Raw genomic sequence first — 12,626 nt, forward strand, 5'->3', positions numbered from 1 at the left:
TCGCCGGAATCGGCCCCGGGGCGCCCCGAGACCGGGGTGAGTCCGCAGCGTGATCGTTCCGGTACCGCCGGTGCGGGTCCGGTCCGGGGGCCGCCGCGTCACAGTGCCGTGGGGGCGGGCGGACGGCGCGCCCCGGAACACGGGGAGGGTACCGAATGGACCTGCGGGTACGCAGAGCGGGCGCGGCCGGGGCACTGGCCGCGGTCCTGCTGCTGGCCGGGTGCAGCGCGGACGGGGAGCGCTCGTCGGGCTCGGCGGCCGCGGCCGACGCGAAGGGCCCGGCCCGGACGCAGGGCGCGCCGGCGGCCGCCCCCGGCTCGGGCGGGGCCACCGCCGGGGCCGGCGCCGGGGGAACGACGGCGGCGGGGACGGCCCCGGCGACGGCGGGAACTGCGGCAGCGGCCGCGACGGACCGTCAGATCGCCTACCAGGCGAAGCTGACGCTGCGGGTCGACGCCGTCGACGACGCCCGCACCAAGGCCGTCGACCTGGTCGTCCGGGCCGGCGGGTACGTCGCCGCGGAGAACCTGCGCGGCGGGACGGGCGACACCGCGCAGTCCACGCTGACCCTCAAGGTCCCGTCCGCGGCCTACCAGGCCACCCTGGACGGGCTCGGCGGGCTCGGCACCCGGCTGGGCCTGAACAGCCAGGCCGACGACCTCACCCAGCAGATCGCCGACACCGACAGCCGGGTCAAGTCCATGCAGGCCAGCGTGGACCGGGTGCGGGCGCTGATGGCCGACGCGAAGAGCCTGTCCGAGGTGGTGTCGCTGGAGGGCGAGCTGACCCGCCGGGAGTCCGACCTGGAGTCCCTGCAGCACCAGCAGCAGCAGCTCACCGCCCGCACCTCGCTCTCCACCGTGACCCTGGAGCTGGTGACCCGTCAGCCCGTCCACGTCGAGCCGAAGGAGGAGGGGACCGGCTTCTGGGCCTCCGTCGGCCACGGCCTCTCGAACGGCTGGCACGCCCTGGTCACCCTGGTCCGCGTCCTGCTGGTGGCGCTGGCCGCCGTGGCGCCCTTCCTGGTCCTGCTGGCCCCGCTCGGCTGGCTGCTCCGCCGCCGCCTGCGGGCCCGCCGCACCGGCTCCCCCGCCGTCCCGCCCCGTCCGACGCACGCCCCGGGCACCGACGGGAAGGACGGCGCCGGCGACGGGGCGTGACCCGGGGCGGCGGCGCCGGTCAGGTGGCGGCGGCGTCCGGCCCGTCCCCGTCGGGGCGGGCCGGGGGCCCGGCGGGGGCCTCCCGGCCCGCCTCCTCCCGGCGGCGGCGCTCCCTCGCCTCGGCGGCCGCCCGCTGCTCCCGGCGCACCTCGCCGCGGCGCACTTCGTTCGGGACGAAGAGGCCGTGGGTTCAAATCCCGCCACCCCGACCCAGTTCAGAGGGCCAGTCAGAGTAATCTGACTGGCCCTCTGGCGTTCCTGCCAGCAGCAAAGTACAGCAGCCGCTCCGGCCCTCGATGATTCTCAGCGACCGCCAGCGGGAAGCTCTACTGCCATCGCTGTCTGGGAGGGAATCACATGCGCAAGGACCCGGATGCCATCCGCGACGAGGACGGCATTGTCTGGACCGAGGACATCGACCGGCTGGACTACGTCCGCGAGTCGATCAGTGTGACCTCCGCCCCCCGCCGACGCCCTGTCCCCTGGGACGGCCCTGGCCGCCGGATCGGGTACTCGGTACTCCGACCCGATGCCCCGGGTGACGAGGTCTCGACCGGCAGGTTCAGGAGGCGGGTCTTCTGGGTCAAAGAGCACGACCGCTCCGAGCGGCCAGGTGACACTTACAAGACCGAGATGCCCAGTGAAGGCGTGAATCCCCGAACCGTTGCCCCTGGAGTCTGGGGCGAAGTCACGGAGCGAGCCTGGGGAGGACCGCTACTGAGCGAGCAGGAATCGTCTGTGTCCCCAAAGGCCGCCAAGAAGGGCAGTGAAGCTTCCCTGTGGACCTGGACACCTGGAGACTGGGACGTGAGGTTCCAGAGGAAGTAGAACCAGGTGAGCAACAAGCAGGGCAAGCGGTACTCGGAGGAGTTCAAGCGGGACGCCGTCGCGCTGGCCCGGTCCTCCAGCAAGACGGTCACCGAGGTGGCCCGGGACCTGGGAGTGAGCGCGGAGGGGCTGCGGAGCTGGGGCAAGCAGGACAAGATCGACCGCGGCGAGGGCGGCCGGGTGAGCTGACCAGCGCCGAGCACGAGGAGTTGCGTCGCCTGCGCCGACAGAACCTCGAACAGCAGAAGACCATCGAGGTCCTGAAAAAAGCGACGGCCTTCTTCGCGCGGGAGAGCGACCGGTGAGCGAGATCTACCGGTTCATCTCGGCGGAGAAGGCCACCTACCCGGTCGCCCTGCTCTGCCGCATCCTCGGGGCTCCTCGCTCCTCCTTCTACGACTGGGCCGACGGCGAGGAAGCACGACGCACGCGCCGTCGGGCCGATGATGCACTCGCGCACGAGATCACGGTGGTCCACCTCGCCTCCAGGGGCGCCTACGGCGTCCCGCGCGTGCATGCCGAGCTGCGGCGGTTGGGGCACGAGGTGAACCGCAAGCGGATCGAGCGGCTGATGCGCGAACACGGCATCGCCGGGATCACCCGCCGCCGGCGCCGGTCGCTGACCCGCCCGGACAAGCAGGCCCGACCGGCGCCGGATCTGCTCGGCCGGGACTTCACCGCGGACCGGCCCAGCACCCGGCTGGTCGGCGACATCACGTACCTGCCGACCGAGAAAGGCCGGCTCTACCTGGCCTGCTGGCTGGACCTGGCCACCCGCGAGGTCGTCGGCTACGCGATGACCGACCACCACCGCGCCGACCTCGTCGTCGACGCCTTGCAGATGGCCCACGGACGCAGCCGCCTGGAACTGGACTGCATCGCGCACAGCGACCGCGGCAGCGAATACACCTCGGCCCAATTCCGCAGCGAGGCAACCAGGTTGGGCATAAGAACGAGCACCGGACGCACCGGCTCGTGTTATGACAACGCCTCAGAAAGTGTTGGGTAATCGGGTGATCACTCGTTCTTGAGGTCGTCGGCGAGGCGGCGGGCTGCTTCGGTCTCGATGGGGCCGCGCGGTTCGATCTCCTCGCCGGCGAGGCGGGCTCCTCGCCGGCGAGGCGGGCGGCCATGAGGCGGATCATCGCGACCTTGATCATCGCTTCGGCGTGCGCGCTCTTGCGCTCGTAGTCCCGTGCCAACCGTCTGCACCGTCCCAGCCAGGAGAATGTCCGCTCGACCACCCACCTGCGGGGCAGCACCTGGAAGCCTTTCACATCCGCGTTGCGCGGCACCGCCACGATCGCCAGACTCTCGTGCTCCGCCGCCCAGCCGACCAGGCCGGCATCGACCACATTGACGTAGCCGCCGTCGACCCAGACCAGCCCGACCTGCGGAAACACCTCCCTGATACCGGCCAGGACCAGCTTCGCGCCCGCCCGGTCCTGCACCGAAGCGGAGTGCACCACCGCCCGCAGCACGAGGCCGCAGGTGTCCACCAGCAGGTGCCGCTTGCGGCCCCGCACACGCTTGCCCGCGTCGTAGCCGATCGCCTGACCGCCCTGGTGGCTGTGGGCCGACTGCGAATCCAGCACCGCCGCCGAAGGCTGCGGATCCCGCCCGTCCGCCACCCGGACCCGCACGCGCAGCGTGTCGTGGACCCGGTCCCAGGTCCCGTCCACCGTCCAGGCACGGAACCACCGGTAGGCCACGTCCCACGGCGCCAGATCGTGCGGCACCAGCCTCCACGCACAACCACTGACCAGCACGTACAACCACTGACCAGCACGTACAACACCGTGTCCACGACCAGCCGGCGCGGGAACTTCAACGGACGCCCGGCCCGGCGCGGATCCCGCACCGGCAGCAACGGCTCGATCACCGCCCACTGAGCATCCGTCAACGACGAGTCGTACGAAGGCTTGCAAGCGCAGACACACATGGCGGTGATCTTCGCGGACTCTTCACCGCGAAGATCACCACTAGCCCATCACGGCGCGCAGTTGATCAATTACCCAACACTTTCTCAGCCGAGAGCTTCTGGGTGGTCCTCAAAGCCGAGATCGGCGCCCGCATCCGGCCCGACCGGGCGACCGCCCGCCGCGAGGTCTTCTCCTTCATCGAAACCTTCTACAACCGCCGGCGACTACGCAAGCACCCCAGCTGGGGCTACCTGACCCTGCCCGAGACCCGACAACGACACACCCTCGCCGCACAGGAACGAGTGTCCAAAATCACGGGGGAACTTCACACGACCGGCTCCTCCAGCTTGTCGAACAGATCGAGGCTGGCCTGACATCCAGGGTGGCACGGCACATGAGGCGGCGCCTGCCGCACCTGTTCGGCTACCTGGCACTCGCCCCTGCCCAGGATGCGGCATCCTTCACTTCCCGAGACCCGGACTTCGACGCCCTCGCCGCGACCGGACCGCACCTGCTGGGGCAACTCGTGTTTCGCGAGATGCGGATCATCAACCGCTACCCGCAGCTCTACCTCGCCTTCGAGCAGGCCAAAGCCCTTGAGGCGTGGGACTACTGGAACACTGCAGGTATCCCGACACCGTTCAACGGAACAATCCCGAAAGGCGAGATTGGCATCAACCCAGCCTACCCGCAGTCCAGCTACACGGTGTGGGTGGCGGAGACCTGTGAGCGAGGCCTGTTGCACCCGGTCGAGCAGCTCGACGTGGCCTTCGCCCTCCGCCTCGCCGACCTGTCCATGACCGCAATGCGGCGGGACAAGACAGGGAAAGCTGCAGGCCATCTCCTGTAGACCATGCGGGCGACGTCGACCAGCTTGACGCCTGGCAGGCCGATCGCTCCGTTGGCGGCACTGTGGCCGCCGAATTGATAGATCAGCCCGTGGCAGTCGCAGGGAATGCGGTCGAGGCGCCTAGCTTCGCGCGGCCCACAACTTCAATTCCGCCAGTAGCCTAGCAGGGCGGGATTCACCCAGTGGATCTCACAGCTCACTGAATGCGATCGGCTAAATGGTCGAGTCAGCCCTGATCAGCGCGGAAGGATTGCACGTGGAGCCCTCGCTTTGAACAAGCGATGACTCCACCTGCCGTACGCAGATCGTTAGAGCCCCAGCTGGCTCTTCAGGATGGCTGCCGCCAGCGACGCACCAATGGAGTTCGCCATATCCCACGCCCATTTTCCGGCTTTAGCGAGATGCTGCAGTGCTTTCTTCTCGTCACCACCATTCGCCGCCGCCATGGCCTGCGCCACCTCTGCGACAGCGACGTCGTGCTCAGCATCAGTTGCAGCTGAACGCATCGCTTGACGCAAGCGTGTCAGATCATCCGAAAGCTTCTCCAAGTCGACAGCGGAGCCGCCAGATTGATTCTTCTGGATAATCACGTTCTCGGCCTTCGCCTTCGGCCCAACGGCAGCAGCCTGTTCAAATTCATACTTATCACGCATGTATTCGTCTCCTCCGAATTTAATCGACGCCGCAGAGTTTTGCATGTAGAGTAGCACGCTTTGTGCGCCGCCTCCCTTAATGTCAGGCGGAAGTGACAAAAGTTCATCTCCCAACTTGCCCCCGAGGGTCGGGAGGCGAACTCTCCACATATCTACCGTTTCCAGCGCAGACGACTTCTCGACCAAACGCACCAAATCGCGATCCAGGCCAGTTAGGCTCGCTGGAAGTCGAGGAAAGTAGAATGCCGGATGCGGCTCTAGATCCTCGGGAATATCATCCCAAAATGTAAGCCAGGTTTTATCATTGCTAATATCAGAAGCAGTCAGTATGTGGCCAGTACACTCTTGGATAGCCTCGACGTAGATCTCCTCTCGGTCGCAGCAAATGCCCACCAGGGCGCGCAGCCACCAGTTTGCAGAGTTCTGCGGAAGGGAAACCCCAGAAATCGCAACTCTCGCTCGCTCGGGATTCCCACAGCAAAGCCATGAAAATGCACACTGCGCGGCAAGTGTGTGATATTTTTCATCTCCTTGCAGGTACAGCTCTGACTCTGCGACCTGGGCAGCTCTCTCGAATTCTCCAGCAGCCTGAAGACTAAGAACCCGACAAAGAGCAGAGTATGAGGGCTTTGCCGACATTCTCGAGACCAACTCTTGCATCTTCGAAATTGCGGCGGAATCCCTCCGGGCATGTGCGATAAAAATCGCCTGCTCGAAGAGCCTCCAGGAATACTGGCCATCCAGCAATACAAGTTTCCTATAACCTTCAGTGAGCAGTTCGATGGCCTCTGCACTTCGGTTGTGGATAGTGAGGGTGTAAGCAGTCAGCGAGTAAAGAGGGAGGCAGAACTTTAGCTCGACCTTCTCCAGGGATTCAGCGAGAATTCGGAGGGCATCTTGAGGTTTTCCCGAGTGCAACGCGATAATAGCAAGCTTGCGATACAGAACCCACCAATAGCTTGAATGCAACCCTATGAGCGCTTGACGCGCAGTAGATTCGGCGGCACGGAAACCCTCCAGCTTGGCCGAAAGCTGAACGCGCAGAAGCCATGCCCCGCTCTCGCACGTCGTCCTGGTCGCGTATGTGACCTGACGGAACGCCAGAACGTCATCATCGCGACGATTCCTCTTGAGGAGGAGCCTCGCCAAAAGATATCTGAGCCTGGGATAGCCAATTTCACTGCCAGCCAGGGCTGACGTGAGAATCGAGATCGTTTGCTGAGCAATATCCGGGTCATCTGGAATGCTTTTAATATCCTTATGGCTAGCAAGAATCTGAGCCCGATACGATGCAGCGATCTCCTCGAACTCCGACTCACGTCCAATCCTGAGAAGATGAAAGCGTGCCTCAACGAAGCTTGCACCGTGCTTGAGGAAAGATGCTTCCTCGCGGTCGGCACGAAAATGCCTTGTGAAATGCTCCGCCGCATGCGAGTGGGCAACCTTAAGGCGTCGAGGCTCTCCCATGATTTCTCTTTTGGCGATCTCGCGGACCACGGGGTTCAATGAGAACCAATTCCGCTCTCTCGAGACGAAGAATCGCTTCGAGAGAGCGGCTTGTGCCAACTTTGGTTCGTCGACGACCTTATCCAGTCTATCAATAGCATCTTGCTTGAATGGACTTCTATACACCGCGAGCATTTGAAGAAGCAGCTTGGAACTGATGTCCAGATGCCGCAGAGAGCGCGTCGCAAGTTGCTCCTCAAGTTGTCTAACCAGATCCGGGGAAGCAACTTGATCCCGAGCCTCCCAGGCATCCGACCCCAGTTCAATAAGGTTCTCCAAGGGTTCATCTGCCAGACAGGAAACCAGCACTTCTAGCGCCCTGGGGTTGCATCCCAGCCATTTCACGACGTCCCTTCGGCGATCTATAGGGATCTCGTCCCGCAATCCCCTCGTCGAGAGCAGGTGGTCTAGAATATTTATTCCTTCGGCTTCGTTTGGAGGGTAGACGGTGTGCAGAATCGCATCTTTTCTCCAATCTCCAGCCGGCAGAGAACGGTTTGTGACTAGAAGAAGTCTCCCTGGCCCTGGCGTCCGTTGAGATAGCTTTACGACCAGCTCGCGCAGAGCCTTCGGAGGCAATCCGGTGGCAGGTTCCAGCAGTACATCGATGTCATCCAGAACGATCAAGCATTCTTCGCGAAACAGGGCTAGAAGGCCAGCGAAAAGATCACCGTCCTCGCGACCTGAAAGCGTGGAATCCCCAATCTCCTCAAGCTCAGTTCCGATTCCAATAAGAAGGTCGTCCCAACCAAGCCCATCAGGCGTCGCAACAACCCGGATAGCCGGACCACTTGCTTGGTGGATGACCGCATTAGCAATACGGGTTTTTCCTACCCCGCCAAAGCCTTCCAGGATGCACACATGTGGGCCATCTCTCAACCAATCCGAGCAAAGCCAGTTCTGCAACTCATCTTGGGGAAGGCCTTGAGGCACCGGAAGACTCCCTCCGCACGCTGTTTCTGTTTCCTCGCACAGAGTAGACCCAACCTGTCGCGTCGTCACGAAACTTGCGCAAGTGCTACTGGGTCGATTATGCGCGTGCCGAGCCTGCACCGCACACTCCTACGCACGGAGCCCGCGTGCGTCCGTATTGCTTGTTGAACGACCTACCGGTCCGCCCGAGGCAGCCAAGTAGGACGCTCTCGTCTCATCAGTAGCTGCGGGGCCCCTGCCACAGCCCAGCGACGCAACAGATCAGGGAGCCCAGACAGAAGTGGTATCGGCGCGCGAGAGCACCAACCCGGCGCTCGCCAATCCGGGGTAGCGCTCCTGCCCTCACCGCGATCCACGGCCAGACTCGCTACGCGATCACGCGAATGACGCCTCTCGCACCCCGATCGACGGCTAGCTGTACAGCAACCGGGCTGGCCAGCAGTGACCATCAGCGCCCTTGGCACCACCCCTGAACTGCGCAGGTGACCTCAGCAACCACGCTGCCTGTAATTCGCGACGAACAGCACGAAGCTCGACAGCGGCATGACCAGGCCGGCGAGCGACCAGTCGTCGCCGAAGACGCCCATGACGAACATCCACACGAGCCCGGCCCAGCCGAGCAGCATCAGCAGACAGCTCATGACACCCCCTCCCCGTGATCCACCGTAGCCATCCGGGAGCGCCGCGTAAACGGCCGCGGCGGAGAACGGCCGATTGACGGTGCGTCAGAAAGCTTCCACCGCACGGCCCTTGGTGCAGCGCCAAGCCGCCAGGGCCGCGCAGGGGACGGTGACCAGGGTGCAGAGCAGGGCGGTGGCGGCGAGGGTCGTCCAGGGGAGGACGAGGGGGACGGGGGCGCCCGCGCGGTGGAGGGCGGTGCCCATGGTGGCGAGGGTGGTGAGGGTGGCGGCGGTGCCGAGGAGGGCGCCGACCAGCGTGACGAGGAGCGTCTCGGCGGCGACGAGCCGCAGGACGCGGGCGCGGGTGGTGCCGACCAGGCGGAGCCGGGCGAGTTCGCGGCGGCGGTCGGTGGTGGTGGTGAGGGCGGTGTGGGCGAGGGTGATCACGGTGTAGAGCAGGGCGAGTCCGAGGACGGCGGCGATCCGGCGGATCCGCCGGGGGTCGTCCGCGGGGTGGTGGGCGTCGAGCCAGGCGGCGCGGGTCTCGACGCGGGCGCCGTGGTCGCGGGCGAGCGCGGTGACCGCCGCTGCGGCGGCGTCGCGGACGTCGATCCGGTCGGTGCGGGCGCCGGGCGCGTTGCGCGGGGTGACGTACACGGGGTTGCCGCCCGTTCCCTCGCGCAGCACGGCGGCGACCCGCAGCTCCCGCCGGGCGCCGTCGGCGAGCACCACCCGGACGCGGTCGCCGACCTGCGGGTCCCCCCACTCCTCGGCGAGCACCACGCTGTCGTCGTCGAGCGTCGCGGGGTCGCCCGCGACGACGGGCAGCCGGGTGGTGGCGGCCAGCGCGGCGGGGTCGGCGACGGCCCGGCCCTCGGCGCGGACGGCCGTGCCGTCGGCCTCGACGACGGCGAGCGGCGTCGCGGCGCTCGGCGAGACGACGGCCCCGGGCAGCGCCCGCAGCGCGGCCGTGAGCGCGTCGGCGCCGCCGCTACCTGCGTCGCCGGGGGCCAGCAGGAAGTCGGCGGTGGTCCGGGTGCGGGCTTCGGCGGCGCGGGCGGCGGCGACGGTGGTCGGGGCGCCGACCAGGGTGCCCGCGAGGGCGACGGCGAGCAGGACGGGGGCGGCGGTGGCGCCGGTGCGGCGCAGGCCGCCGAGCGCGGCGGCCCGGACCAGCCGGGGCGGCCGGGCGGCGGGGAGGGTGAGCAGGCGCAGCAGCGGGCGGGCCAGGACGGGGGCGAGCAGGGCGGTGGCGGCGATCAGCAGCATCGGCTGGAGGGTGTAGGTCTTGCGGTGCAGCAGCTCGGCCGGGTCCCCGGCGAGGGCGGCGGCCACCACGGCGGCGTACGTGCCGAGCAGGGCGAGGCCGCCGAGCAGGCGGCCCGCGGTCATCACCCTCAGGTCGACGTCGGCCTCGTGGAGCGCTTCGAGCGGGCGGACCCGGCCGGCCCGCCGGGCGGCGACGGCGGTGCCCGCGAGGGCGACCAGCGGGCCGGTGCAGAACGCGGTGACCAGCGGCCAGCCGGGGGTGCCGGTGCGGAAGCCCGCGGGGGCGAGGCCGGCGGCGGTCAGCGCGCGGGCCAGCAGCGGGGCGGCGGCGCGGCCGAGCGCGCTGCCGGTGGCGGCGGCGAGCAGGCCGAGCAGCAGGGCCTCCAGCAGGACGGTGCGGGTGAGTTGGCCGCGGGTGGCGCCGGCCAGCCGCAGCAGTCCGAACTCGCGGCGGCGCCGGGCGACCGCGTAGGAGGAGGTCGAGGCGACCACGAACCCGGCGGTGAAGAGGCTGACGCCGCCGGTGGTGCCGAGCTGGGCGATCAGCGCGGTGCGGTCCTCGCCGGGCGGCAGGGCGGTGCTCGCGGCGAGGCCGAGCAGGGTGGCGGCGATCAGCGCGACGCCGAGGGCGAGCGCGGTGAACGCCCCGAGCAGGGCGGTCCGTCCGGCGTGCAGGGAGCGCACGGCGATCCTGGTCAGTGCGGTCGTCATGAGCTCCAGCCAAGCGCCGGCGGGCCGTTCGCACAGTGACGCCCGCTCCACCGCGAAGAGTGGAGCCAGCTCTACCGACACCGCCCGGGGCGGCGGCCTAGGGTCGGTCCCGGTGAAAGGAGGTGTCCGGTGTCCGACTGCTGGCAGGCGCTGCGCAAGCCCGGTTTCCTGCGGACGGCCTGGCCGTGGCGCTCGGCGGCGTACCTGCTGGCGTGCGCGTCGGCGGGGGCGGCGCTGTGCGTGGTGCTGCTGCTGTGGGTGGCGGTCGGCGGGGCGCTGTCGGTGCTGCTGGTGGGGGTGCCGCTGCTGGCGGCGCTGCCGCTGGCGGGGCTGGCCTTCGGGGCGTGGGAGCGGCGGCTGGCCCGCTGGATGGGCGGGGCGCCGGTGCCCGATCCGCACCGGGTGCCGGACGGCCCGGGCCCGCGGGCCTGGCTGCGCACCCGGTACGCCGAGGGGGCGACGTGGCGGGAGGCCGGCGGCGCGGTGCTGTCGGCGTTCCTGCTCTGGCCGTTGGAGCTGCTGGTGGTGGCGGGCGCGCTGCTGGTCCCGGCCTGGCTGGTGACGGCGCCGCTCCAACTGGCCCTGGACGGCGAGCAGGTGAACGTGCTGAAGGTCTGGCAGCTGCACGCGCCGGGCCCGGCCTGGGCGGTGGCGGCGGCGGGCGCGGCGCTGCTGGCCCTGGCGGGTTACCCGCTGACGGTCGCGGCGGGTGCCCGGGCGGCGCTGGCCCGGGCGCTGGCGGGCAGCCAGGAGCGGGTCGGCGAGCTGGTCCGCTCCCGGGCCCGCCTGGTGGACGCGTTCGAGGCCGAACGCCGCCGAATAGAACGGGACTTGCACGACGGCGCGCAGCAGCGGCTGGTCGCCCTGTCGATGTCGCTGGGCCTGGCCCGGTTGGACGCGCCGCCGGGCGGTCCGCTCTCCCACCGCCTGGCCGCGGCGCACGCCGAGGCCGACGCGGCGCTGGCCGAGCTGCGCGAACTGGTGCACGGCATCCACCCCCGGGTCCTCGCCGACCGCGGCCTGCCGGACGCCTGCGCGGACTTGGCGGACCGCTCGGCGACGCCGGTCGCGGTGGACGTCTCGCTGCCGGGCCGGCTGCCCGCGGCCGTCGAGTCCGCGGGCTACTTCGCGGTCGCCGAGGCGCTGGCGAACGCGGCCAAGCACGCCGGGGCGTCCGCGGTCCGGGTGCACGGCCGCTGGTCGGCCGGCCGCCTGCGGCTCGACGTCTCGGACGACGGCACCGGCGGCGCCGACCCCGCCCGCGGCACCGGGCTGACGGGCCTGGCCGACCGGATCGCGGTGGCCGGCGGCAGACTGTCCGTCAGCAGCCCGCCGGGCGGCCCGACCCTGCTGCGTGTGGAGATCCCGTGCACCCCGACGACCGACCCGACGACCGACCCCCGCTCCGCCTCGTCCTCGCCGAGGACTCCGTCCTCCTCCGCGAGGGCCTGATCGGCCTGCTGGAGCGCTTCGGCCACACCGTCGCGGCCGCCGTCGGCGACGCCGAGGCCCTGCTCGCCGCCGTCGCCGAGCACCGCCCCGACCTGGTCCTGACCGATGTCCGGATGCCCCCCGGCCTCGCCGACGAGGGCCTGCGCGCCGCCCTGCGGCTGCGCGCCGAACGGCCGGGCCTGCCGGTGCTGGTCCTCAGCCAGTACGTCCAGCGCTCGTACGCCGCCGACCTGCTGGCCGGCGGCGCGGGCGTCGGCTACCTGCTCAAGGACCGGATCGGCCACGTCGAGGAGTTCCTGGCCGCGGTCGGCACCGTCGCCGCGGGCGGCACGGTGGTCGACCCCGAGGTGGTCCGCCGCCTGCTGGCCCGCCGCCGCGACCCGCTGGAGCGCCTGACCCCCCGCGAGCGCGAGGTCCTCGAACTGATGGCCCGCGGCTGCTCGAACGCGGAGATCTGCCGCCGCCTGACGGTCTCGGAAGCGGCGACCTCCAAGCACATCGGCAACATCCTGCTCAAGCTCGACCTCCCCCCGGCCGAGGACACCCACCGCCGCGTCCTGGCCGTCCTCGCCCACCTCGGCGCGGACGAGTAGAGCAGTACGAACGGCGGGATGCACCACCAGGGGCCCGGGGAACGGCGGGGCCGTGCTGCTGCGTGCAGTAAACGGAACCGGAAGCCGATGCGCGCTACGGCAGTGCACCGTCAGCAGACCCGGGCTCGC

Annotated in this window: 11 protein-coding genes, 1 tRNA gene and 3 pseudogenes; 9 read left to right on the forward strand and 6 right to left on the reverse strand. The window is 68.9% G+C overall.

All coding sequences use genetic code 11. The annotated features are described in order from the left end of the window. The first annotated feature begins 155 nt into the window (after window positions 1–155). Window positions 156–1,160 (forward strand): DUF4349 domain-containing protein, encoded by a 1,005-nt coding sequence (locus IH44_RS0113085; RefSeq protein WP_035954938.1) that lies wholly within the window; start codon window positions 156–158, stop codon window positions 1,158–1,160. A gap of 19 nt (window positions 1,161–1,179) precedes the next feature. On the opposite strand, the gene IH44_RS46475 is transcribed toward IH44_RS0113085, so the two are convergent. Next, entirely contained in the window at window positions 1,180–1,323 is a 144-nt protein-coding gene (locus IH44_RS46475; RefSeq protein WP_157852294.1) for a hypothetical protein, read from the reverse strand. Between IH44_RS46475 and IH44_RS0113095 the strand changes: the two genes are divergently transcribed. The 4 genes and pseudogenes from IH44_RS0113095 to IH44_RS0113110 all read left to right on the forward strand — a co-directional run. Then, a tRNA-Pro gene (locus tag IH44_RS0113095) sits at window positions 1,302–1,362 on the forward strand. The genes IH44_RS46475 and IH44_RS0113095 overlap by 22 nt on opposite strands. Window positions 1,363–1,517: 155 nt before the next feature. Then, window positions 1,518–1,988: a DUF6009 family protein gene (locus tag IH44_RS0113100; RefSeq protein WP_051816844.1), complete on the forward strand. Its 471-nt coding sequence runs from the start codon at window positions 1,518–1,520 to the stop codon at window positions 1,986–1,988. A 6-nt stretch (window positions 1,989–1,994) separates the two neighbouring features. After that, window positions 1,995–2,177: a transposase gene (locus tag IH44_RS44200; RefSeq protein ID WP_081966874.1), complete on the forward strand. Its 183-nt coding sequence runs from the start codon at window positions 1,995–1,997 to the stop codon at window positions 2,175–2,177. An 88-nt stretch (window positions 2,178–2,265) separates the two neighbouring features. Then, window positions 2,266–2,997 (forward strand): annotated as a pseudogene (locus IH44_RS0113110) (IS3 family transposase); the annotation flags it as partial. Window positions 2,998–3,178: 181 nt separating this feature from the next. Here the strand turns inward: IH44_RS0113110 and IH44_RS49690 are convergent. Then, window positions 3,179–3,757 (reverse strand): annotated as a pseudogene (locus IH44_RS49690) (IS5 family transposase); the annotation flags it as partial. A gap of 11 nt (window positions 3,758–3,768) precedes the next feature. Beyond that, a pseudogene (locus IH44_RS49695) lies at window positions 3,769–3,930 on the reverse strand (transposase); the annotation flags it as partial. Window positions 3,931–4,032: 102 nt separating this feature from the next. Between IH44_RS49695 and IH44_RS0113115 the strand changes: the two are divergent. Both IH44_RS0113115 and IH44_RS0113120 read left to right on the forward strand, forming a co-directional pair. Further along, entirely contained in the window at window positions 4,033–4,284 is a 252-nt protein-coding gene (locus IH44_RS0113115) for a hypothetical protein (protein WP_030459680.1), read from the forward strand. A 20-nt stretch (window positions 4,285–4,304) separates the two neighbouring features. Continuing rightward, window positions 4,305–4,760, forward strand: a complete 456-nt coding sequence (locus tag IH44_RS0113120; RefSeq protein WP_030459681.1) for a hypothetical protein — start codon at window positions 4,305–4,307, stop codon at window positions 4,758–4,760. A 308-nt stretch (window positions 4,761–5,068) separates the two neighbouring features. Here the strand turns inward: IH44_RS0113120 and IH44_RS46480 are convergent, their stop codons facing one another. The 3 genes from IH44_RS46480 to IH44_RS0113135 all read right to left on the reverse strand — a co-directional run bounded on the left by IH44_RS46480 (window position 5,069) and on the right by IH44_RS0113135 (window position 10,452). Then, the gene (locus IH44_RS46480; protein ID WP_157852296.1) at window positions 5,069–7,780 is read right to left on the reverse strand and encodes an ATP-binding protein; all 2,712 of its coding nucleotides are present in this window, start codon (window positions 7,778–7,780) and stop codon (window positions 5,069–5,071) included. A 560-nt stretch (window positions 7,781–8,340) separates the two neighbouring features. Continuing rightward, window positions 8,341–8,493: a hypothetical protein gene (locus IH44_RS46485; RefSeq protein ID WP_157852298.1), complete on the reverse strand. Its 153-nt coding sequence runs from the start codon at window positions 8,491–8,493 to the stop codon at window positions 8,341–8,343. Window positions 8,494–8,577: 84 nt separating this feature from the next. After that, window positions 8,578–10,452 (reverse strand): ABC transporter permease, encoded by a 1,875-nt coding sequence (locus IH44_RS0113135; RefSeq protein ID WP_051816845.1) that lies wholly within the window; start codon window positions 10,450–10,452, stop codon window positions 8,578–8,580. 129 nt (window positions 10,453–10,581) lie between these two features. Between IH44_RS0113135 and IH44_RS0113140 the strand changes: the two genes are divergently transcribed. Both IH44_RS0113140 and IH44_RS0113145 read left to right on the forward strand, forming a co-directional pair. Next, window positions 10,582–11,904 carry a sensor histidine kinase gene (locus tag IH44_RS0113140; RefSeq protein WP_035954939.1) on the forward strand — a complete coding sequence of 441 codons (1,323 nt, stop codon included), beginning with the start codon at window positions 10,582–10,584 and terminating at the stop codon, window positions 11,902–11,904. Continuing rightward, on the forward strand, window positions 11,820–12,497 hold the full coding sequence (locus IH44_RS0113145) for a response regulator transcription factor (RefSeq protein ID WP_030459684.1): 678 nt from the start codon (window positions 11,820–11,822) through the stop codon (window positions 12,495–12,497). Before IH44_RS0113140 ends, IH44_RS0113145 begins: the two co-directional genes overlap by 85 nt. Window positions 12,498–12,626 lie beyond the last annotated feature (129 nt).

Origin of the sequence: Kitasatospora sp. NRRL B-11411 (genome assembly GCF_000721345.1) — a bacterium.
GTDB classification, from domain to species: Bacteria; Actinomycetota; Actinomycetes; order Streptomycetales; family Streptomycetaceae; genus Kitasatospora; species Kitasatospora cineracea.

Bases quoted from the DNA above. Each gene is read 5' to 3' on its own strand.
- IH44_RS0113085 (WP_035954938.1), top strand. From the start codon at position 156: ATGGACCTGCGGGTACGCAGAGCGGGCGCGGCCGGGGCACTGGCCGCG.
- IH44_RS0113100 (WP_051816844.1), top strand. From the start codon at position 1,518: ATGCGCAAGGACCCGGATGCCATCCGCGACGAGGACGGCATTGTCTGG.
- IH44_RS0113120 (WP_030459681.1), top strand. From the start codon at position 4,305: ATGAGGCGGCGCCTGCCGCACCTGTTCGGCTACCTGGCACTCGCCCCT.
- IH44_RS46485 (WP_157852298.1), bottom strand. From the start codon at position 8,493: ATGAGCTGTCTGCTGATGCTGCTCGGCTGGGCCGGGCTCGTGTGGATG.
- IH44_RS0113135 (WP_051816845.1), bottom strand. From the start codon at position 10,452: ATGACGACCGCACTGACCAGGATCGCCGTGCGCTCCCTGCACGCCGGA.